We start from the raw sequence: 22,016 nt of genomic DNA on the forward strand, positions 1-22,016 counted from the left end.
AGTGCCTCGCCGCCGTCGAGCACGCGGCGGACGCTCGCGCGCCCCGCTGCCGGCCGAGCAGGTCGCCGTCGGGCTGCGCGGCCTCGCCCTCCGCGCACTGGGCGAGGTGCCCGGCGTCGCCCTGGCCCAGGTGCGGCTCGCCGTGACCGACCCCTGTGCTCCGCACGGCGAGCAGCAGACCCTGCTGGTGGAGGACGTGGTCCCGCCGCGTCCGCTGAGCACCTTCAGCCGGGACGGTGCGGCCGGGGCGCTGCCGCTGGCGCGGCGACTGGTCTCCTCCGCGATGGACGGGGCGGGGTTGAACGGGGCTGGGCGGAACGGGGCTGATGAGCCCGCCTCAGAGCGCTCTGGCCCGCAGACCCGGCGGCTGCACGTGCTGGGCGTCCCGGCCCCTCAGGCCGCCGCCCAGCGCGTCGAGGACCTGGTCGCCCGTATCGGCGGCAGGGTCGAGGCCACCGAGGTCGACGCCGCCGAAGCCGTGCTGCAGGCTGAGGTGAGCGGAGCCCCCACGGAGATCGCCCTGCTCGCCACCACGCTGCTCACCGCGCGCGGCGGCACCCGCGCCGACGCCGTCATCGTCCGCTGAGCCGGCCGTCCACGCCCCTGCCGCGACGCGCGCACCGGCGGATGGACGGCCTGATGCCGCTGGCCCGCGTTAGACTCAGCACGAAGTGACCCAGGGGGCGAAGGCCCCGCCGTGCCTGTCGGCCCGACGGAGGGCTTTGTACACTGGGAGCGACTGAGACCTGCCGCGTGCGGCCAGGTCTGAGTCGCATGGATCACGCAAGCACCAGGCGGAGGCTCCCGGGAGGGGACGCATCACAGGGAGCGCCCGCCACCGATGAGGCCGACCATGAGGAGTCCAGCAGCGATGACGGGAACGGTCACCGAACCCCCGAATGAGCGCACCCAGGAGCTGAAGCCGGTCCCGGACCTGCCGACGCCGCCTGCTGGAGAGCAGCTGGACCCCCTGGTGGTGCAGCTGCTCGAGCAGCACCGCGCCCTGCTGCGTGAGCTGCAGTGGGCCTATAAGCAGCTCGACACCTTCCACCGGCTGGAGGTGGAGGGCGTCCTGAAGGACCTCTCCCGCAGCATCGACGAGAAGATGGCCGACCGCCAGCTCGCCAAACAGGTGGAGAAGCTCTCCAAGGATGTGGAGAAGCTCACCCGGGACGTGAAGTATCTGAAGAAGAACACTCCCGAGCTCGCCTCCCGCCCCGTCCAGACCGCCCGGCGCGCCGCCAAGGTGGCCGCCACCGACCCGAAGCGTGCGGCCAGAGCCGCCGCCCGGCGTCTTCCGCGCCCGGTGAAGGACCGTCTCAAGCGGCTCGCCGGGGGCGCCCGCCGATGACGCCGGAGCCGAACACCCTCCAGTACCGGATCGCTCAGCTGGAGCAGGGGCTGGAGCTCTTCGAGGCCCTCGGCACCGAGAGCGGCCACACCGACGGCGTCCCCGGCCCCACGCCGCTGGCCGGCCTGCTGCAGGACAGCCGGTTCCGGCACCTCTCCCCGCTGCGCGCCACCCCTTTCACCCACGGGGAGCTCAACGCCGAAGGGCTCCTGGAGGCCGTGAAGCCTGCCGTGGAGGCGCTGCCGCCCGGCGAGATGGGGATCTCCCGACCGCACAGCCGACTGCGGATCGCGGTGGTCTGCGACAGCTTCTTCTACCAGTCCATGGACGGTCTGGTGGACCTGGTCGCCGTCAAGCCCAAGGACTGGCGGAACCTCCTCACCGAGGAGCACCGCCCGGACCTGCTGCTGGTGGCCGCCACCTGGAAGGGCGTGGACGGCAAGTCCTGGATCGGCAACGCCCGGCCGGACTCCTGGCGCCGCCGGCAGCTGACCGACGTCATCATGCGCACCTTCCGCGAGCACGACGTACCGGTGGTCTACTACGGCAAGGAGGATCCGCCCAACTACGAGCTGTTCCTCTCCCTGGCCCAGGCCGCCGACCACATCCTCACCACTGCCGAGGAGATGGTCCCCCACTATGAGCGCGACTGCCCCGACGCAGAGAGCATCGAAGTGCTCCCCTTCGGCGTCAACCCGCTGGTCCACACCCCCATCGGCTCGCGCCCGGCGGCCAGCAGCCTGATCCACTTCGCCGGCTCCTGGCTCCCGGAGAAGTATCCGCAGCGGACCACCTACGGCTCCTGGGCGCTCAACGGCGTGATCCAGTCCGGCTACCCTCTGGTGATCATCGACCGCCACTCGGCCCTCGAGCCGAGCCCCTACGACCGCCGGTACTCCTATCCCCGCGGCTACGCGCCCTACATCGCCCCGGCGCAGCCGCGCGAGGATCTCATGGAGCTCCAGCGGGTCACCGACGTCGCGGTCAACCTCAACTCGGTGGTCGCCTCCCAGTCGATGTTCGCCAATCGGGTGCTGGAGCTGCAGGCCTCCGGCACCATGGTGATCTCCACGTACAACCAGGGGGTCAACTCGTTCTACCCCCAGGTCCACGTCGCCAACTCCGCCGCCGACGTCGCCGCCATGCTGAACTCGGTCACCCTGGAGGAGCTGCGCCGCGTCCAGGGCGACGGCATCCGCAAGGTCTTCCTCGACGACCACGCGATCAACCGGCTGGCGACGATCGCCCGGGCGGCCGGGGTCACCCCGCCGCAGGACAGCGAGCGCATCCTGGCCGTCACGGACCGCCCGACCGACGCCCTGGCCCGAGAGATGGCCGAGCAGACGCATTCGGCGGTCGCTCTGACCACCTGGGACCGGCTGCGCGAGCACGACGGCGACTACGACGTCCTGCTGCCGGTCACCCCGGACCGGCACTACACCCCGCGCTACGCGGCCGACCACGCCGCGGCGTTCACCTACCAGGGCGCCGAGATCACCACCAAGTTGGAGGGCACCGCCGCCGAGACCGACGACGACGCCCACCGCCACCACACCGGGATCCGCCGCCTCGACCTCACCGCCTGGTGGCGGCCGCGGCTCGACGGCGTCGACTCGCCCGGAGCGTTGGCCGCCCGCGCCCGCGAGGCGCGGGTCTACGCCGTCGACCACCTGAACCACCACCCGGCGAACCGGGCGGTGACGATCTCCCCGAACACCGGCGAGCTCTCCGGGGTGGCGCAGGCGCTGAAGGACATCCAGGACGACCTGGTGTTCTCCAACGCCGACCCCGCGCAGCTCGACCACTCCGCGCACGCCCCGCTGGCGCAGCGTCTGCTCACGCCCCGCCGTCCCGCCCCGGACCGGATCCGCGGCGACGACCTCGAGGCCGCCCGTCGCGAGGTGCGCGCGGTGGCCGAGCAGTACGGTCTCACCCTCACCGTGGTGGTGCCGGTCTACAACAACGGCGACCACCTGCGGCACAAGGCCTTCGCCTCGCTGCGCCGTTCGACGATCTTCGACACGATGCATGTCCTGCTGATCAACGACGGCTCCACCGACCCGGCCACGGCGGACACGGTCGAGGACCTCGCCCACACCTACCCCAACGTCTCGGCCTTCCACCACGCCGAGGGCGGCTCCGGGTCCGCCTCCCGGCCGCGGAACACCGGTCTGGATCTGGCGGCCACCGAATACGTCACCTACCTGGACCCGGACAACGAGGCCGTCGAGTCCGGCTACAGCCGTCTCTACGAGGAGATCGTGGAGCACCCGGAGGTGGACTTCGTGCTGGGCCACATGACCATGTGGCGCAACACCCCCACCCGCCGGCAGCAGAAGAACATCAAGACCGTGAAGTTCGTCAACAGCCTCGCCAACGGCATGGAGGAGGACGAGCACGGCAACCTGGTCAGCGGACCGGATGCGCTCCCGCGCACCGCGTTCATGCCGTTCAGCATCCAGGCGATGATCGCCCGGACCGACTGGCTGCAGGGGCTGCGGCTCACCCAGCCGGTGGGCGGCGTGGGACAGGACTCCTACTTCTCCCAGCAGATGGTCCACTACGCACGACGCATCCGTCCGGTCCGCACGAAGGTGCACACCTATTACAGCGAGGTCAGCGACTCGACCGTCAACACGGTCAGCGCACGGCTCTTCCACCGCTACGTCACCCTGGAGCGGGACCGCTGCGAGTGGCTGCGCTCGGTCGGGCTGCTGGAGGACTATCGGCGCACCCGCCTCGAGGGCTTCCTGGTGAGCTGGTACCTGAAGAAGCTCGACGCCGTCCCCGCCGACCAGTGGCTGGAGGCCGCGGAGACCCTCGCCTGGATCGTGGACCTCTATGGGGGCTACGACGGTGACCACCCCCAGGTCCTGGCCTTCTACGAGGCGCTGCGCGCAGCCCAGAGCGCGGCCCAGAACCCTGCTCAGAACGCCGCTCAGAGCACCACCCAGGAGGAGCCCCGATGACCCGTCCGCCCACCGGGGAGTTCTCGGCGCGCATCGCCGAGCTGGACGCCGGGCTCGAGGCTCTCGACGCACTGGTGGCGGGCGGACGATCCCCACGAGGCTGCGCCGCACGCTGCTGCACGAGGGCGCGCCGCACCCCTCCAGCCCGTTCCACCGTAACGCGAAGGACGTCGGCGAACTGATCGACCGGCTCGCCCCGACGCTGGCGGAGCTGCCGGCCGGCGAGCTGGGCATCGCCGCCCCGCACACCGGGCTGCGTGTGGCGCTGATCGCCGATGAGCCCCTGCACCGGAGCTTCGCCGGCCTGGCGACGTCGTCGCGCTGCTCCCCCAGGACTGGGAGCAGACCCTGCACGAGGCGGGGACCCCGGACCTTCTGGTGGTGACCCCGACCGTGACGGGCCCGGAGGGCCGGTGGGCCGAGCTGGAGGACCGCTCCTCCGCCCAGCGGACGCAGCTGCTGGAGGAGATCATCCCCGCGCTGCGCTCCCGCGGCGTGCCGGTGGTGTTCTGGGGCACCCAGGTGCCGCGCTTCTACTCCGAGTGGCGCCCGGTGGCCGCCGCGGCGGACCACATCCTCACCGCCACCGCGGAGCATCTGCCCCGCTATGCCGAGGACTGTCCGCGGGCCGAGTCGGTGGGCCTGCTGACGATGGGGGTCAACCCGCTCCGGCACTCCCCGATCGGGAGCCGTCCGGCGGCCACGGACCTCATTCCGTTCTTCGGCACCTGGCATGAGCGGCTGTTCCCGCAGCGCCGGAAGTACGCCACTTGGCTGCTGGACGGGATCCTGGAGTCCGGCCGGCCGCTGGCGCTGATGGACCGCCGTTCCCAGGACCCGTCCCGCGCCGGGGAGACGGCCTGGCCGCCGCACTGCACCCCCTACCTGACCACCACGCGTCCCCGGGACCTGGTGGACCGGCTCCACCGCGCCGCCGACCTCGGGATCGCGCTGAACTCGGCGGTCGGGTCGCAGACGACGTTCAGCGACCGGGTGTTGGAGCTGGAGGCCTCCGGGACCATGGTGCTCTCCACCTACAGCCAGGGGGTCAACTCGGACCATCCGCACGTGCACATCGCCCAGTCCCCGCAGGACGTGGCCGCCGCGCTGGAGATGCTCACCCTGGGTGAGCTGCGGCGCGCCCAGGGGGACGGGATCCGCACGGCGTTCCTGCGGCATCATGCCGCTGACCGGCTGCAGGCGCTCGCCGCGGCCGCCGGGATCGCCCCTGCCGCGACGCCGCAGCTGCTGGCCGTGGCGGAGGAGCCGTCCGAGGCTCTGGCCCAGGACATGGCCGCCCAGTCCCTCGGCCCGGTCGAGCTCATCAGCTGGCAGGAGCTGTCCCGCCGTGCGGCCGCCGGAGGCACCGCCGACGTCGATGTCGTGCTGCCGGTGAGTCCGGAGCGACGCTACGGCTCCGTCTACGCGGCGGATCATCTGGCCGCGTTCCGCTACCAGCAGGATGGGGTGACGACCAAGCTCCTCTCCGGCGGGGAGTCCGCCGCAGACGCTGAGCTGAGCGCCGCGGATGCGCGCTCCCATCGTCATCGGGTCGGCGTGGAGGACCTGGCGCTGAGCGCCTGGTGGCGTCCGGCTCCGGACCGGCTGGCCTCCCCGGAGCGGCTTGAGCAGGTGGCCCGCAGCGTGCAGACCTACGCGATCGACGGCTTCGGTCACGCGCCGGCGGCCGGGCCCGTCAGCCTGCGGGATGCGGCGCTGGATCCCGAGCGGGACGAGGACGTCGAGGCCGCCGCAGAGCAGGTGCGCCGCACCGCGGAGCGGCTGGGACTGCGGCTGACCGTGGTGGTCCCGGTCTTCGACAACGGCGACCACCTGCGGCACAAGGCCTTCGCCTCGCTGCGCCGCTCCAGCCTCTTCGAGCAGATGCACGTGCTGCTGCTCGACGACGGCTCGCGCGGCCGCGGCACGGTGGAGACGGTCGAGGAGCTGGCCCGCCGGCATGAGAACGTCACCGCCTATCGCTTCGCCGTCGGGGGCTCCGGCTCCGCCTCGCGTCCCCGGGACCTGGGGGTGCGGCTGGCCGCCACCGAGCTGATCGCGTTCCTGGACCCCGACGACGAGATGGTCGAGGACGGGCTGGCGGCTCTCGTCGCCGAGATGGACGCCCACCCCGACGTCGACTTCGTGCTGGGGAACTTCACCCGCTGGACCTCCCGACACCTCAGCCTGGACCACCATGCGGAGATCCAGAGCGCCTTCGCCGAGCACCTCGACGCCGAGGGCACCGTGGTCCTGCCCGAGAGCCCCCACGAGCTGTGGGGGTTCCGATCGCTGCGCATCCACTCCGCGGTGGTCCGCACCGCCTGGCTGCAGGCGCTGGATCCGGTCCAGCCGCTCGGGGCGGCCGGGCAGGACAACTTCCTGGCCCAGCAGATGATGCACCGGGCCCGGCGGATCCGCTCGGTGGACACCCCCGTCAACGCCTACTACAGCGAAGTCGCCGGCTCCATGGTCAACTCGGTCTCCCCCGGCTACTTCCGCAAGTACGTCCCGCTGGACCGTGCCCGGGCGGCCTGGCTGCGGGAGCACGGCCTCCTGGAGACCTACCGGCGCACCCGCTTCGAGGGGTACACGGTCAACTGGTACCTGAAGAAGCTGCGCCTGGTGCCGCAGGACCAATGGCTGGAGGCCGCCGAGACGATCGAAGAGATCCTGGGCTTCTACGGCGAGCACCGGTGGACCGACCCGACGGCGCTGGCCTTCTTCGAGGACCTCGCCGCGGCCCGGGGAGGCTCCCATGGGTAAGCAGCTGGTCCCGGAGGAGCCGGCCCTCGTGGAGGAGCCGGCGACGCCGTCGGCGAGCGCGGACCTCGCCTTCGTCCGTGAGCACCTGGTGCACCGCCATCTCCAGTACACGCCCGTGCCCTCCTGGCCGGGGCACCAGGGCGCGCTGAAGCAGGAGGCGCGGCGGCGCGGCCTGCAGGTCCGGGACCTGGACAAGGCGTCCTACTTCTACGACGGCGGCCGCTGCGTGGGCGGCACGGTGGGCCTGATCAGCACCCTGGCCGGCTATTCGGCGGTCCGCGGAGCCCGCTCCAAGGCCTTCACCAAGGACGTGCTCTCCCGCGCGGGCCTCCCCGTGCCGAAGGGCCGGCACTTCCGGGCCAAGCAGCTGGAGACCGCGGTCGCCTGGTGGTCCGAGCAGGTGGCCGAGGGCGCACTGGGCGACGTCGTGGTGAAGCCGACCGACGGCAACGCCGGGCGCGGCGTCAGCGTGGAGGTGCGCACCGAGGAGCAGCTGCGAACGGCCTGGGCGAAGGCGCGCGGAGAGTCCACGGCCAAGCAGGTCATCGTGGAGCAGCAGGTCACCGGCGTGGACACCCGCGTGTACGTGGTCGGGGACCGTGCCGTGGCCGCCGCGGTCCGGGTTCCGCCGCATGTGCTCGGCGACGGCGCCCGCAGCCTCGCCGAGCTCGCCGAGGAGTACGAGCAGGCCCGGACGGTCCACAGGTACCTCTCCTCCCGTCCCACCGTCGTCGACGCCGAGCTCCTCACCCGGCGGGGCTTCGCCCTCGACGACGTCCCGGCCCCCGGCGAGGTGGTCTTCCTCAACGGCACGGCCAACGTCTCCCAGGGCGGGCTCACCGTGGACGTCACCGAGGACCTCCACCCCGATCTGCTGGAGCTGGCGGTGCGGGCCGCCGACGCCTTCCCGGACCTGGGGGCGGCCGGAGTGGACCTGCTGGTCCCGAACCTGAGCACTCCGGAGGGAGCGTCGGTGATCGAGATCAACACCTCGGCCAACCTGTCGATCAACCAGGTGCCCGGCTACGGGCGGCCCCGCGATGTGGCCGCGGCCCTGGTGGAGGAGATGATCCGGCGCCGCTGAGCCCGGTCCAGCACCTGGAATCTGCGGCCGTCGGCGGCGCGTGTCGGCCCTTCCCCGTAGACTGTGCGCCGTGGGGAGGCGGGGGAGTCTCCCGGCGGACGAGCATCATCGACGGTACGGAGAAGGAGTCACTCGTGAGCGCAGGGGCAGCAGCATCGGAACGTGAGGACGTCTCGGCGGAGGTGGACGGCGTCCTCGCGGAGGACGGTGTCCAGGGCGATGCCGGCACCGAGCACCTGCCGGAGGTGGTGGAGGCTCTGCTGGACCAGCAGCGCGCCCTGCTGCGCGAGCTGCAGTGGAGCTACCAGCAGCTGGACACCTTCAACCGGAATGAGACCCAGCGGGTCCTGAAGAACCTGGCCTCGACGATCGCCAGCTCTCCGGCGGTCTCCACCGAGGTGTTGCAGGGCGCTGAGGACACCCTGCGCAAGGAGATCCGCCGCGGCGCGAACTACGCTCAGCGGGTGCCCCCGGGCTTCCCCCGCCGATTCGAGGACCTCGAACACCGCCTCGGCACGATGGAGCGCCGCCTGGAGGCCGTGGAGAAGCGCCTCAAGGGGCTGGAGGCCCCGGTCTCGAAGGTCGCGAAGACCCTGTCGAAGGTCGACCGCTCCGTGGAGCGGCTCGCCCAGGCGGAGAACCGCCGCAGCGCGGCCCCCCGTCAGGTGAAGCGGGCGGTGAAGACCCTGGTGCCGGCGCCGGTGGTCCACCGGGTGCGCCGGGTGATCTCCAGGACGGGTGCAGGCCGGTGAGCGGGGCGCCGCACTCGGTCAGGTTCCGACTCGGACAGGTGCGTCGCCGTCTCCAGCAGTTCGAGGAGGTCAGCTCCGGGCTGCGCCCGCGCGCCTCGCTGCTGGAGGGCATCGCCTCCTCGGAGGTGACCGCACCGGCGTCGGCCCCCTTCGTCCATGACGCCCGGGACGCCCGGGAGATCTTCGAGCGTGTGCTGCCGGCGCTGCACCAGCTGCCGCCGGGCGAGATGGGCGTCTCACGCCCGCACACCGGGCTGCGGATCGCCATCATCTCGGACTCGTTCCTCTTCGAGGCCTTCGAAGGACTGGCGGAGCTGGTCCCCGTCACACCGCGCACCTGGGAGGAGCCGCTGGCCCAGGAGCGACTGCCGGACATCCTGCTGGTGGCCGCCACCTGGCGAGGGCTCAACGGCCGTTCCTGGCGGGGCCTGTCCAACCCGGAGTCGAATCGCCGTCGTCTGGTGGTCGAGGAGATCATGCCGGCCTATCGGGACCGCGGCGTCCCGGTGGTCTACTACGGCAAGGAGGACCCCCCGAACTACGAGTCCTTCGTGGGCCTCGCGCAGGCCGCCGACCACATCTTCACCACCGCGGCGGAGATGATCCCGCAGTACCGGCGGGACTGCCCCCGGGCCGAGAGCATCGAGGTGCTCCCCTTCGCGGTGAACCCCCTGGTCCACTCCCCCATCGGCTCCCGGCCGGCGGTCAGTGAGCTGATCCACTTCGCCGGATCCTGGCTGCCGGAGAAGTACCCGCAGCGCAGCCGGTACGGCACCTGGCGCTCAGCGGGGCCGCGCTCTCGGACCGCCCTCTGGTGATCTTCGACCGCAACTCGGAGCTCTTCCTGGGCGATCCCCGCTACTCCTTCCCCACCGGCTACACGCCGTACATCGCTCCGGCGCGGGACCGCGAGGATCTGATGCTGCTGCAGCGCGGCACGGACATCGCCGTGAACCTGAACTCCGTGGTGGCCTCGCAGACCATGTTCGCCAACCGGGTGCTGGAACTGCAGGCCACAGGCACCATGGTGATCTCCTCCTACAACCAGGGGGTGAACTCCTACTACCCGCAGGTGCACATCGCGAACTCCACCCATGACGTCTCCGCCACGTTGGAGGCCCTGACGCTGGAGGAGCTCCGTCGCATCCAAGGCGACGGAATCCGCAAGGTCTTCAGCGACGACCACGGGGTGAACCGGCTGGCCGCGATCTGCCGGGTGGCCGGTGTGCCGGAGCCGCAGGACCACGACGTCGTGCTCGCCGTCGCCGAGAATCCCACGCCGCAGCTGGCACGGGACCTGCAGCAGCAGACCCATTCGGCGGTGGAGCTGGTGTCCTGGGAGCAGCTCCCCCAGCGCCAGGGGGACTACGACATCCTCCTGCCGGTCTCTGCGGAGCGCCGCTACGCGCCCACCTACGTGGCCGACCACGCCGCCTCCTTCGCCTACAGCTCGGCCGCCGGAAGCCATAAGCTGACCGGCCGCGCCGAGCAGGCCGACGAGCTGGCGCACCGGCACCATCACGGGACCGCCGCGCTGCCGGACCTGTCCCTGTCCTCCTGGTGGCGCCCCGGCCCGGAGCAGACGGCCTCGCCGGAGGCTCTGCGCCGCCACGCCGAGTCGGCGGACGTCTACGCGATCGACCATCTGGGTCACAGTCCCGCCGCGGCTGCCGTCACCGTCCGGACGCTGCCGGCGGAGGCCGATCACGCGGTGCCGGAGGCCGCACCGCTGTACGTCGGGGATGACCTCGACGCCAAGGCGGACGAGATGCGGCGGCTGGTGCAGGAGCTGGACCTCCGCCTGGCCGTGGTGGTCCCGATCTACAACAACGCGGACCACCTGCGGCACAAGGCGTTCCAGTCCCTGCGCCGCTCCCGGAACTTCCACCGGATGCACATCCTGCTGGTCAACGACGGCTCCACGGACATGCACACCGTGGACACCGTGGACGAGCTGGCCGCCGCCTGGCCGAACGTCTCGGCCATCCATCACGCCCCGGGCGGGTCCGGCTCCGCCTCCCGGCCCCGGAACACGGGCCTGGCGCTGAGCTTCACCGAATACGTCACCTACCTGGATCCTGACGACGAGGAGTACCGGGACGGCTATTCGGTGCTCATGGAGGCGCTCCAGGAACGCCCGGACGCCGAGTTCGCGGTCGGGGACATGATCCGCTGGCGCAAGAACCGGAAGCACATGCACTACGTGGACCACATGCAGCGCCACATCGAGGAGCGCGACGGCCTGCTCCGTCCGGTGCACTCGACGCTGCGGGAGCTGTCGTTCGTGCCGGTGTCCATCGAGGCCGTGGTGGCTCGCACCGAGTGGCTGAAGTCGCTGGGACTGGTGCAGCCGGTGGGCGCCACCGGGCAGGACACCTACTTCTTCCAGCAGATGCTGTACCACTCCACTGCTGTTCTCACCGTCTCCAAAGCGGTGTACACCTACTACGGCGCGGTGGACACCTCCATCGTCAACGTCGTCTCTCCGCGGTACTTCCGCAAGTACCTGATCCTGGAGAAGGACCGCACCGCCTGGCTGCAGGAGACCGGCCTGATGCAGGACTACCGGGACACCCGCCTGGAGCCGTTCTTCAAGTCCTGGTATCTGAACAAGCTGGACCAGGTGCCGCAGGAGGAGCGGGCCGAGGCCGCCCAGGTGGTCCGCGAGCTGGCCGAGCTCTTTGGCGACCACGAGTGGCGGGATCCGGACGTCCGCCGATTCCTGCAGCTGGACGGCGCGTCGTCCGATGAGGGCCCACTCGCCGAGCACACCGCGGAGGGGACTGGGCGATGAGTGCGAATCCCACCGTCACCGGGCACGCCGAGGAGCGCTTCGCCCGGGACCATCTGGCTCATCGCCGTCTGGACTTCAACCGACTCGCAAGGTGGCCTGGCCACCGCGGCGCTCTTCGGGGTGAAGCCCGACGTCGCGGATTGACTGTCCAGGAAGTCGGCAACTCCCTGTACTTCTTCTACCAGGGACGGTGCGTCGGCGGATCGGTGGGGCTCATCAGCACCTTGGTGAGCCACTCCGCTGTCAAGCTCACCAGCTCCAAGCTTCGGACCAAAGAATTTCTCACGGGGGCCGGCCTCCCCGTCCCGGAAGGAGTCTGGTACTCGGCCAAAGACATAGAACGTGCAGTCTCATGGTTCCGGGCTCGGGGCGGCGATGAGTCGGCGCCCACCCATGTGGTGAAGCCGTCGAAAGGCCGAGCCGGGCAAGGTATCACCACTCAAGTACGCACAGAGAAACAGCTGCGGACGGCTTGGAAGCGTGCACATGAGGCTTCGACCAGCGGCAGGATTTTGATTGAAGAGCAGGTCCCTGGTGTCGATGTCCGCGTCTTCGTGGTCGGTGGGCGCGCGGTGGCCGCCACGGTCAGAGTCCCAGCCTGTGTCTTCGGAGATGGTCGCCGCACAATCACCCAGCTGGTGGATCAGCAGATCGAGGCACGGCAAGTGAGTGCCTACCTGTCCGCGCGCCCTCCAGCCGTAGACAAGACTTTCCTCGCCATGCGGGGGCTCTCCCTCATGGACGTGCCAGCTGCCGAACAGGTGATCTTCCTCAACGGCACCGGTAATGTGTCTCAGGGCGCGATCACCGTCGATGTCACCGACGAGCTCCACCCTGCGCTGATCCGCCTGGCTGAGGAAGCCACCCGAGTGTTCCCTGGGCTCGGCAGTGCCGGCGTCGATCTCCTGGTGGGCGACCTCAACGACCCACAGTCGGCTCACATACTTGAGGTCAACACCGGTGCGAACCTGTCGATCAACCAGTTCCCAGCCCATGGGCGGCCACGAGACGTGGCGAAGATGGTGCTCGATGAGATCCTCCGTCACAACTGAGACTCTCCGATTCCTCACCGCCCATCAAGGAGCCTCCGCAGATGATTGTTGAACCCCAGCTCCGAGAGATCGAGGTCAGCCCCGTCGCCGACGTCCCGCACGCCCCCAGCGCGCAGATCGCAGACCGGCTCCGGCAGCTGGAGGAGGTCACCGCCCGTCTCGACCAGGTGCACGCCGGCCGGCTCTCCGCCGCCGCCCACCTGGCCCAGCCCGACCTGGCGGGGCCGCACCCCTCCACGCCCTTCGCCCACGGGGCCGCCGGGGCCGAGGCGCTGCTCCAGGATCTGAAGCCCGTTCTGGCCTCCCTGCCGGACGGCGAAGCGGGCATCAGCCGGCCGGCCACCGGTCTGCGCGTCGCGCTGATCGCCGATCCTCAGGTCATCCACATGCTGGATGGCCCCGCGGAGCTCCTCCACCTGGCGCCCACAGCGTGGCGCCGGGCGTTGGACGTCGAGCCGGATGAGCGTCCGGACCTGCTGCTCGTCACCCCGGTCCACGAAGGCCGCAAGGGCACCTGGCGCTCCGCTGACAGCCCGGGCACCTATCTGCGGCGCCGGATCACGGAGAAGATCATGCCGGCCTTCCGCGAGGCCGGTGTCCCCGTGGCGTTCTGGGGGACCCAGGAGTCCCGCTTCTACGAGGACTGGCTGGACGTCGCGGCCGAGGCCGACCACGTGCTCACCGTCAGCGAGGAGCTGGTCGAGAAGTACGGCACCGACTGCCCACAGGCGCAGTCGGTCTCTGTGCTGCAGCCGGGGGTGAACCCGCTGGTGCACTCCCCTATCGGCACCCGTCCCGCCGGCACCGACCTGGTCACCTGGGCCGGGGCCTGGCACGCCAAGCTGTTCCCGCAGCGGCGGGAGTACGCGACGTCCCTGCTGGAGGGCGTCATCGCGGCGCAGAGGCGCCTGCTGCTGCTCGACGCCCGCTCCCAGGCCGCCACCCAGGACGACCGCTACGCGCTCCCTCGCGGGTTCACGCCGTACCTGGCCTCCCGTGTGGGGCGGAAGAAGCTGCTGCGCCTGCAGCGGGCTTCGGACATCGGCATCGCCCTGAACTCCACGGTGGCCTCGCAGACCGCGTTCTCCCCCACGGCCTTGGAGCTGCAGGCCTGTGGGACGGCGGTGCTGTCCACCTACAACCAGGGGATCAACTCCGGGCACCCGCAGGTGCATCTTGCCCAGTCCGCCGCCGACGTCGCCGCGCACCTGGAGACTCTGACGCTCGAGGAGCTGCGCCGGACCCAGGCGGCCGGACTGCGCCGGGTGTTCCTGGAGGACCACGCGGTGGACCGTCTCCATCAGCTGGCCCGCGTCGCCGGGGTGAGCCCGCGCGGTGGCGTTCCGGAGCGTGTACCGCGTCTGCTCGCTGTGACGGAGACCCCCGATGCCTCCCTGGCCGCCCAGATGGCGCACCAGTCCGTGGGGCCGGTGGAACTGGTGAGCTGGGAGGATCTGCAGCAGCTGCCCGAGCTCGCCGGTGGTATCGATGTGCTGCTGCCCGTCTCCCCTGCACGCTCCTATGGCCCGGACTACGTGGCCGACCATCTGGCCGCCTTCGCGTATCAGTCGGCACCGGTGACGGCGAAGCTGGAGGGCCCTGCGGAGGTCGCGGATCTATCGGCGCACCGCCGCATCGACGGCGACGCCGCCGACCTCGAGCTCACTGCCTGGTGGCGGCCGGAGCCTGCGCTGCTGGCCGGCCGGGAGCGGCTGCGCATGGCCCGGCGCGAGTTCCCGGTCTATGCCATCGACCATGGCCAGCACGGGGTCCCGGGCGACTTGCTGGCGCTGGCGGCCCGGGATCGGGTCGCTGACGACGACGTCGAGACCGTGCGGGAGGAGGTCCGTGCGGCCGCCGAGCAGTTGGGTCTGCGCCTGACGGTGATCGTGCCCGTCTACAACAACGGCGCCCACCTGCGGCACAAGGGCTTCGCCTCCCTGCGGCGCTCCTCCCTGTTCGATGAGATGCAGGTGCTGCTGATCGACGACGGCTCCACCGACACGGTCACGGCGACGACCGTGGACGAGCTCGCCGCAGAGCATCCGAACGTGAGCGCGTATCACTTCGCCCCGGGCGGTTCGGGCTCGGCCTCTCGCCCGAGGAACCTCGGGATCCGGCTGACCGCCACCGAGCTCGTCACCTACCTGGACCCCGACGACGAGATGGTCGGTGACGGTCTGGCGAGGCTGGTGGAGGAGCTGGACGCCCACCCCGACGTCGACCTGGTGATGGGCAATGTGCAGCGGTGGTCCACCCGTCGGCTGCGCATCGATCACCACAGTGAGCTGCAGCAGACCTTCGGCGACGTCGCCGAGGCGTCCGGGACGCTCGTGCTGCCGCAGGACTCGCTGGCCCGCTGGGGGTTCCGCTCGCTGCGCATCCATGCCGGGGTGTTCCGCACCGCGTGGATGCAGCCCTTGGACCTGCAGATGCCCCTGGGCGCGGTCGGTCAGGACAATTACCTGTCTCAGCAGATCCTGCATCACGCCGGGCGGATTCGCACCCTCGACCTGGACGTCAACGCCTACTACAGCGAGGTCACCGGCTCCGCGGTCAACGCCATCTCACCGCGGTACTTCCAGAAGTACCTGACGCTGGAGCAGGACCGGGTGGTCTGGCTGCGGGAGCAGGGGCTGCTGGAGGCCTACCGGAGCACCCGTCTGGAGGGCTATGTGGTCGACTGGTACCTCAAGAAGCTCCAGCTGGTGCCGGAGGAGCAGTGGCGCGAAGCCGCCGAGCATCTGGCCGAGATCCTGGCCCTCTATGAGGACGGTCCGTGGCAGCGCCCAGAGATCGACGAGTTCATGAACCAGCTGCGCGCCGCAGTGGAGGACCGCTGAGCGCCTCCCCCATCCCGTTGTCCCCCCCTGTGATCCCTGTGAGGAGTTCCTGGTGACCCTGGAGCATCTGGCCCCGCACCGCCGATTCATCGAACGGCACATCGCTCCGCGCTTCCGCAGCATGAACAGCTATGACCAGTGGCCCGGTCACCGGGGCGGGCTCATGGCGGGTGCCCGGGAACGCGGCATGACCGTGTCCGAGCATGGGAAGACGGCGATGTTCTTCCGCGACGGCCGACTCGTCGGCGGCCTGAACCGATTCGCCCCGTCGCTGACGGGCGGACTGGCCGAGCGCATCTGCCTGTCCAAGACGCTGACCAAGGTGGCCCTCCGAGAGGTCGGGGCCCCCATCCCTCAGGGCGTGTTCGTCACCGTGAAGCAGCTCGGCGCGGCTCTGGAGCACCAACGCGCCGTCGGCTTCCGTCCCCTGGTGCTCAAACCCTCCGACGGCAACGCCGGGCGCGGGGTGACCACGAACATCACCACAGAGAAGCAGCTGCGGACGGCCTGGGCCGTGGCGCGGAAGGAGACCGTCAACGGGCGGCTCATCCTGGAGGACCACGTCTCCGGAGTGGACCTGCGCACCTATGTGGTCGACGGCGAGCTGATCGGCGCCGCCGTGCGGGTGCCGGCGCATGTGGTCGGCGACGGCACCTCGGAGGTGTCCGCGCTGGTGGCGCAGCTGACCATCATGCGCGCCTCCCATGCCTATCTGCGCTCCAAGAAGCTCGTGGTCGACGACGTCGTCCTCACCGCCCAGGGACTGGGGCGCGACGCCGTCCCTCAGGAGGGCGACGTGGTCCTCCTCAACGCCGAACCGTATCTGGGGGTGGGCGGCGTGAACGTCGACGTGACCGCCGAGCTGCATGAGGATCTGGCGACGCTGTCGGTGGAGACCGCCGCGTCGATCCCCGGGCTGCATGCGGTCGGGCTGGACCTGATGGTCCCGGATGTGACCAGCGGGGAGGGCGCGTTCATCACGGAGCTGAACTCCCGGGCGAACCTGTCGATGAACCAATGGCCGGCCTACGGCGAGGGCCGCCCGGTGACCGGACGGATCCTCGACGCCATGGAGCGCCTGGGCGCTCGGGACTGGGCCGGCGCGTGATCAGCTGAGGGTGGTCTTCAAGAAGGAGAGGATCTCCCCCGCGACCTCGTCGCGGATGGGCGGTTCGTTGTGCACCTCGTGCCGGTAGCCGCTGTAGACGCGGGTTCGGACATGTCGATTCCCCGCCTCGGCGAGCGCATTGGCGACATGGTAGGCGCCCTCGCCGTAGTTGGTGACGGGATCCTGATCGCCGACGAGGATCAGGACCGGCAGCTCTGTCGGGATCCCGGAGAGGGTCTGCGGGTCGTTCGATGCCCGGTACAGAGAGACGAAGTCGTGCAGGAATCGCAGGGAGAGCGGCTCACCGAATCTGTTCAGCGGGTCCTGCGCGTGATCGCGCACCACGTCGCGGTCCAGAGCCACCCAGTCTGTGGGGCCCTGGACATCGTCGTACCGGGCCAGGAATCCGTCGAACAGGGCCAGCAGGAACTCCTCTGCGGGGCCGGATCCGTCAGTGTCACCGATCGCCACCTCCACGGCGGCGAGGTCCAGGGCATCCATCGAGCGCACCTGTGCTGCGATGCCGCCGAGCAGTAGCCCGGTGATCCCCTCAGGGTCCCGCGCGGTCAGCAGGCGGGCGATGATCGAACCCCAGCTGTGGCCGAAGACGAAGTAGGGCAGGTCCGGGTGCTGGGCCACGACGATCTCGCGCAGCGCGGCCTCGTCGGCGACCACAGCTTCAGCGCCCTCCGGGCCCGTGTCGGCCCACACCCCGGACTCCACGGCAGTCCTGCCGTGGCCGGCGTGGTCGTCCGCGGCGACGATGAAGCCTTCGTCGAGGAGACGCGTGATGAGCCGCAGATACCGGCGGGAATGCTCACCCAGGCCGTGGATCAGCTGGACGATGCCCCGCGGCGGGACGACCGGGGTGTAGATCCAGGCATGGATGAGGTCCCGGCCGTTGCGGGAGGGGAAGTCGAACTCTTCGAGCGCCATGTCAGCTCCTTCACCGACGAGTACGGTCCCTCTCGATCCTAGCCACCGGTGGCCGTCAGCGACCGCTCAGGCCTCGTCGCCGGAGGACTCCTTCGCGCGCAGCTCCTGCAGCCCGGCGTGGGCCTGTGCCAGCTTCTTCTTCAGGTCGGCATTCTCCTTCTGGAGCGCCTTCTTGTGGCTGTAGGTCTTCTCACCACGCTGGAACTCCGCCACCGGGATGTTGCGGTCCGGTGCGCGCCACTTCTTCCCGTTGACGTAGTACTTGACCAGCTGTGGCTCACTGCGTTCGATGATGGCGCGGAAGAGCCCCTTCTGCGCTCGGACCGACTCGGGGACTTGGAGCATCAGCTGGATCATCCGGCGGGAGCCGTACAGGCTGTAGGTGTCGAAGGTGAAGTCCGACTCCACCAGATGGGCAAGCCCCCAGTAGGCGGTGCGGTGCTCCCATTGGAAGATGTCGCTGAGCAGGTAGCCGTTGGGCACGCTGCGCAGCTGGGTGGAGTCGATGTACTCCTGGAACGCCTCGATGCCCGGGTGGAATGCGGAACGGGGCTTCTTGGCCTTGCGCAGAGCCCGGCCGTGCTTGGTGAGCGTCGCCATCCGCTCGGCGCTGAGATTGTGGTCCTCCGCGTGATGCATGAGGTGCCCGTAGTGCCACTTGCCGATGCCGTTGACCTGGGAGCGGATGTGGAGGGCGTCGTGCGAGAGCTTCCGGTGGTACACCCAGGCGAGCTTGCGCATGTGGGCCCGGGGGCTGGACTCGGCCAGCACGTCTCGGAAGGCTGGTGGAGCTGACTCCTCCTCGTCCAGGTGGAAGACCGTGTGGTCCAACTCGTAGCGTGCGGCGATGCGCTGGGCCAGCTGGCCGTCCCGGGACAGCATGCGGGAGGTGGCGTCGCCCTTCAGCTTCTCCTTCGAGTAGGTGAAGGTCTTCAGCGCCTCATAGTGCCCTGAGAAGGCGGCCAGCGAGGTGCGGGTGTCCACCCCGGCGCTCATCGAGAGCAGGATCTGGCGGTCCTGGTCCAGGAGCAGGTCCCGCTGGATTTCCAGCTGGGGCAGCATCGCATCCACCGCCTGCTCGACCGTCAGCGGATCATAGGGACGGGGACCCACACGGGTGATCTGACCGGTGCCGACCGTGACCTCAGTATTGGGCATCAGGAACCAGATGCCCTCGTACTCCGTGGCGCGGCCGGGCATGTCGAAGGACTGGGTGTCCCCGATCCACTTTGCGATCCGGCTGGGCGGGGCCTGCGCCGTGGTGCCGACGAGGTTGATGTGGGACCCGAGGAGCCGTGCCTCGGCGTCATGGAACATGGCGCGCGCCCCGGAGGCGTCGGTCTGGGCGCGTACCGCGCCTCCTGAGCGATGCAGCACCACGTACTGGCCGAACATGTCCTCCAGGTCGTCGAGGAACCGGCCCCGGCTCTCGGCGAGGGAGGCCACCAGCTGGCGGGCGACCTCGCCGACGTCGTGGGTCCGGTGACCGGTGTGCACCACGTGGCCGCAGACCAGCACCTCCGTCTCTCCCAGCCGGGCCACCGCCATCGCGCTGCGCGGATCCCAGTGGAAGGTGCCGCCGGCGAACTCCACGGACTCCCAATGCTCGGCCGGGGCGCGGACGCCGGCGTCGAGGCTGTAGAGGTAGCCCCGGCTGTAGCGCAGGTGGCTGAAGTCCTCACGCGGCTCGGCGGGGTCGGGGCGGCGCTGGTGCGTCTCGCTCTGCACCACCCGAGTCCACGCGGAAGCGCTCGTCCGAGGTGAGGACACGGAACGCCGACTGGCCCGGGGGCGGCGTCAGGGCGGTCCCGCTGCGTCGGGAAGCCTCGTCGTCGACGTCAGCCGCAGCCACAGCGTCGGCGGCGTCGGGCGACGACGTCGAGGCCGCCATCCGGGCCCGCAGCGTGGCGAACTGATCGTCCACCCAGGCCTCGCTCTGGTGCTCGCGAGCCTGCTTCTCTAGCGCATTCAGGTCCTCCTGGCGTCCGGTGGCCACGAAGACCCGGGCCAGGGCGAGGATCGCTCCGCGGCTCGGCCCGAGCCGCAGGGACTCGCGCAGATGGTGCTCGGCCTCCGCCCACTGCTGCTGCTGAGCCAGCTGGCGGCCCCATTGGGCCTGGTGGATGGCGCTGCCCTCCATGGACAGGGAGACGTCGGGCACCTCATCGTGCTCGATGATGCTGACCAGGAGCTCGTCGGCCCGGCGGCTCTCACGGAGGGCCTCGAGGATGCGTCGGCCCGTGTACGGCAGGCCCACATAGCGCGCGCCGGGGTGGACCGGACGCACCACGGCGTCGAGGAAGCGCGCGTCGTCCTCCCGCTTGGGGTCGTGCAGGATCACCGGATCGTGGGTGGGCACGGGCACGTCCTCTGGAACCTTCACCTCCGGGTTCCACGGGGCGGCGGCGATGATCTTCGCGTTGACCGCCCCTCCGTACCGCAGGGCGGCGTAGCCGCCGAGCGCAGAGCCCAGGACGACGACGCGCTCGTGACGGTCGGCCAGGGGCTGCACGGCACGGCGGAACTCCTCCACGGTGAGGCCCTGGTACCGGGTGGCGGCCGCCCGGCTGACGAACAGGTAGTCGTAGCCCCTGCTCCGTGCGAGGCGGTAGGCGATCCCCCGGTCCTTATCCGCCGATCTCCCTGCGCCGAAGGCGATGAGCAGGATCTTGCTGGGCTCAGGCGCCAGCCAATGCACAAGGCGGTGGCCGGCCTCATCAGTGAGAACCTCTTTGCCCCGAGCGTTGTCGTCGGTGCGTCTCATACCTGGTCCTTCAACTCCGTCCCCTCCACCGGGCGCCTCTGTTCCGTAGTGCCCCGTCCATCTCTCTCATTGAAACCTTCTCACGAACCGCTCATCCTGCGGCGACGTCACACCCCAGGATCAGCTCCGCAGCCTGTCGCGCACCGTCCTCCGCAACAGATGCCGCATGCAGCTCGGCCGCCCGTGCGCGCAGCGCCTCCCGTCCGGCGTCGTCAGTGAGAGCTTCGAGCTGGTGTCCCAGATCCGCTCGCTCTCCACCGTCGATGTGGAGGAGGCCGGCCCCTTCGTCCGCGGCCCAGCGTGCGCGGGCCAGCTGGTCGTCGGTCGCGGTCTCGATGTTGGGCACCCAGAGGGTCGGCACTGCGGCCCGCATCCATTCGTGGAACGCGTTGTACCCCGACGCGGAGACGACGGCATCGAACGCCCGTCCATGCCGGGCCAGCGGGTACATGCGCAGAGTCTCCACCCCGTGGGCACCGCCGTTATGCGCGCCGCGGGCGATGGGCGACCGGGTGACCACCACGCGCCAGTCCGGCCGCTCCTGCCGGAACCACGCGGAGATCCGCTCCTGGAGGGAAGTGATGTCGTTGATGTTGCCTGCGCCCAGGGTGATGAGCGCGACCTTCTCCCCCTCTGCGTAGCCCAGGTCGGTCCTGGCCTGTTCCCGCGACAGCAGGTCATCCTCGGAGAGCAGGGTGATCGGGGCGATGCGGTGGGCGTCCTCACGCCGGGCGGTCGCGCCGGTGTCGTAGGCGTCGGCCTGTTCCCCCGGTTCGATGATGAGGTCGAAGTGGTCGGCCCGGTCCAGCGCCTCTTCTGGAGCGTCCGGGAGCCACATGCCTCGACGCATCCAGACCGTGTGGAGGTCGCGGCCCTCCAGGGTGCGGATGAGCCCGCGGTAGGGGTGGGTGCCGTCGAAGACGACGGTGTCGGGACGCACCAGGTCCACGGTCCGCGCGAGCCGTCCAGCGAAGTAGGGCTCCCAGGAGGTCCAGCTCATGTTGAGTGCACTCGGCGAGGCGATGTACTCGTACGGGATGCCATAGCGGCCGACGACGCCCACCCCGGTGGAGAGGGAGGCGATCGCGACCTCCGCATCGTCGGACATCCTGTCGGCCACCGCCAGCATGCGGGTCAGATGACCCATGCCGGAGCCGTTGCTGGTGACCACCAGCACTCGGCGCCGTCGCCGGGTCTCGGGGCCCTGCGGAAGCATCAGGTCGGAGGTTTCGGGTGTGGTCACAGGCGTTCAACGCCTTCCCCGCTGAGCGCGCCGCGGGTGTCGAAGACCAGCCCCGCAGCCTCCACGATCGCCTCCAGATCATAGACACCATGCGGCTGCAGAATCACCACGACATCCGCCCGACCCAACGCCACATCAAGATCAGCCACCCGCACCAACGACCCACCATCGACATCCCATGACTCCACATACGGATCATGGAACTCCACCCGGGCCTTCTTCTCCATCAGCACCTTCGCCACCGGCACCGCAGGCGACTCCCGCTGATCCGCGATGTCCGGCTTATACGTCACCCCCAACAGCAGCACCGAAGACCCGTTCAACGGCTTGCCCACCTCATTGAGCGCATCCGCG

Annotated in this window: 16 protein-coding genes; 11 read left to right on the forward strand and 5 right to left on the reverse strand. The window is 70.1% G+C overall.

The window, feature by feature from the left end; translation table 11 throughout:
* From BCY76_RS18240 to BCY76_RS14035, 11 genes are all read left to right on the forward strand, one after another.
* A partial coding sequence (locus tag BCY76_RS18240) for a hypothetical protein (RefSeq protein ID WP_201791145.1) occupies nt 1-586 on the forward strand: 586 nt, incomplete at its 5' end.
* Between the two features lie 285 nt (nt 587-871).
* On the forward strand, nt 872-1,351 hold the full coding sequence (locus BCY76_RS13990; protein ID WP_070161118.1) for a hypothetical protein: 480 nt from the start codon (nt 872-874) through the stop codon (nt 1,349-1,351).
* Nucleotides 1,348-4,320: a glycosyltransferase gene (locus BCY76_RS13995; RefSeq protein ID WP_070161116.1), complete on the forward strand. Its 2,973-nt coding sequence runs from the start codon at nt 1,348-1,350 to the stop codon at nt 4,318-4,320. Before BCY76_RS13990 ends, BCY76_RS13995 begins: the two co-directional genes overlap by 4 nt.
* Nucleotides 4,321-4,698: 378 nt before the next feature.
* Entirely contained in the window at nt 4,699-7,086 is a 2,388-nt protein-coding gene (locus BCY76_RS14000; RefSeq protein WP_085437827.1) for a glycosyltransferase, read from the forward strand.
* Nucleotides 7,079-8,170 carry an ATP-grasp domain-containing protein gene (locus BCY76_RS14005; RefSeq protein ID WP_070161112.1) on the forward strand — a complete coding sequence of 364 codons (1,092 nt, stop codon included), beginning with the start codon at nt 7,079-7,081 and terminating at the stop codon, nt 8,168-8,170. The genes BCY76_RS14000 and BCY76_RS14005 overlap by 8 nt, the downstream gene beginning before the upstream one ends.
* 134 nt (nt 8,171-8,304) lie before the next feature.
* Entirely contained in the window at nt 8,305-8,922 is a 618-nt protein-coding gene (locus BCY76_RS14010; RefSeq protein WP_070161110.1) for a hypothetical protein, read from the forward strand.
* A gap of 38 nt (nt 8,923-8,960) precedes the next feature.
* Complete coding sequence (locus BCY76_RS14015) at nt 8,961-9,740, forward strand: hypothetical protein (protein ID WP_139827816.1); 780 nt, start codon at nt 8,961-8,963, stop codon at nt 9,738-9,740.
* Nucleotides 9,737-11,716 (forward strand): glycosyltransferase, encoded by a 1,980-nt coding sequence (locus BCY76_RS14020; RefSeq protein ID WP_070161106.1) that lies wholly within the window; start codon nt 9,737-9,739, stop codon nt 11,714-11,716. Before BCY76_RS14015 ends, BCY76_RS14020 begins: the two co-directional genes overlap by 4 nt.
* Nucleotides 11,713-12,768 (forward strand): ATP-grasp domain-containing protein, encoded by a 1,056-nt coding sequence (locus BCY76_RS14025; RefSeq protein ID WP_083277620.1) that lies wholly within the window; start codon nt 11,713-11,715, stop codon nt 12,766-12,768. Before BCY76_RS14020 ends, BCY76_RS14025 begins: the two co-directional genes overlap by 4 nt.
* Nucleotides 12,769-12,809: 41 nt before the next feature.
* Nucleotides 12,810-15,611 carry a glycosyltransferase gene (locus BCY76_RS14030; RefSeq protein ID WP_085437828.1) on the forward strand — a complete coding sequence of 934 codons (2,802 nt, stop codon included), beginning with the start codon at nt 12,810-12,812 and terminating at the stop codon, nt 15,609-15,611.
* 52 nt (nt 15,612-15,663) lie between these two features.
* Nucleotides 15,664-16,719: a hypothetical protein gene (locus BCY76_RS14035; RefSeq protein ID WP_070161099.1), complete on the forward strand. Its 1,056-nt coding sequence runs from the start codon at nt 15,664-15,666 to the stop codon at nt 16,717-16,719.
* Here BCY76_RS14035 and BCY76_RS14040 read toward each other — a convergent pair whose 3' ends face one another.
* From BCY76_RS14040 to BCY76_RS14060, 5 genes are all read right to left on the reverse strand, one after another.
* A complete protein-coding gene (locus BCY76_RS14040) occupies nt 16,720-17,655 on the reverse strand; it encodes an alpha/beta fold hydrolase (protein ID WP_070161097.1) in 936 nt (311 codons plus the stop codon).
* A gap of 66 nt (nt 17,656-17,721) precedes the next feature.
* The gene (locus BCY76_RS14045; RefSeq protein WP_139827817.1) at nt 17,722-19,383 is read right to left on the reverse strand and encodes a hypothetical protein; all 1,662 of its coding nucleotides are present in this window, start codon (nt 19,381-19,383) and stop codon (nt 17,722-17,724) included.
* Nucleotides 19,334-20,419, reverse strand: a complete 1,086-nt coding sequence (locus tag BCY76_RS14050) for a hypothetical protein (RefSeq protein ID WP_085437830.1) — start codon at nt 20,417-20,419, stop codon at nt 19,334-19,336. Before BCY76_RS14050 ends, BCY76_RS14045 begins: the two co-directional genes overlap by 50 nt.
* A 91-nt stretch (nt 20,420-20,510) precedes the next feature.
* Entirely contained in the window at nt 20,511-21,662 is a 1,152-nt protein-coding gene (locus tag BCY76_RS14055; RefSeq protein WP_083277618.1) for a hypothetical protein, read from the reverse strand.
* A partial coding sequence (locus tag BCY76_RS14060) for a UDP binding domain-containing protein (protein ID WP_272896855.1) occupies nt 21,659-22,016 on the reverse strand: 358 nt, incomplete at its 5' end. The genes BCY76_RS14060 and BCY76_RS14055, both read right to left, overlap by 4 nt.

The sequence above is a fragment of the Nesterenkonia sp. PF2B19 genome (genome assembly GCF_001758425.2).
Lineage (GTDB): Bacteria > Actinomycetota > Actinomycetes > Actinomycetales > Micrococcaceae > Nesterenkonia > Nesterenkonia aethiopica.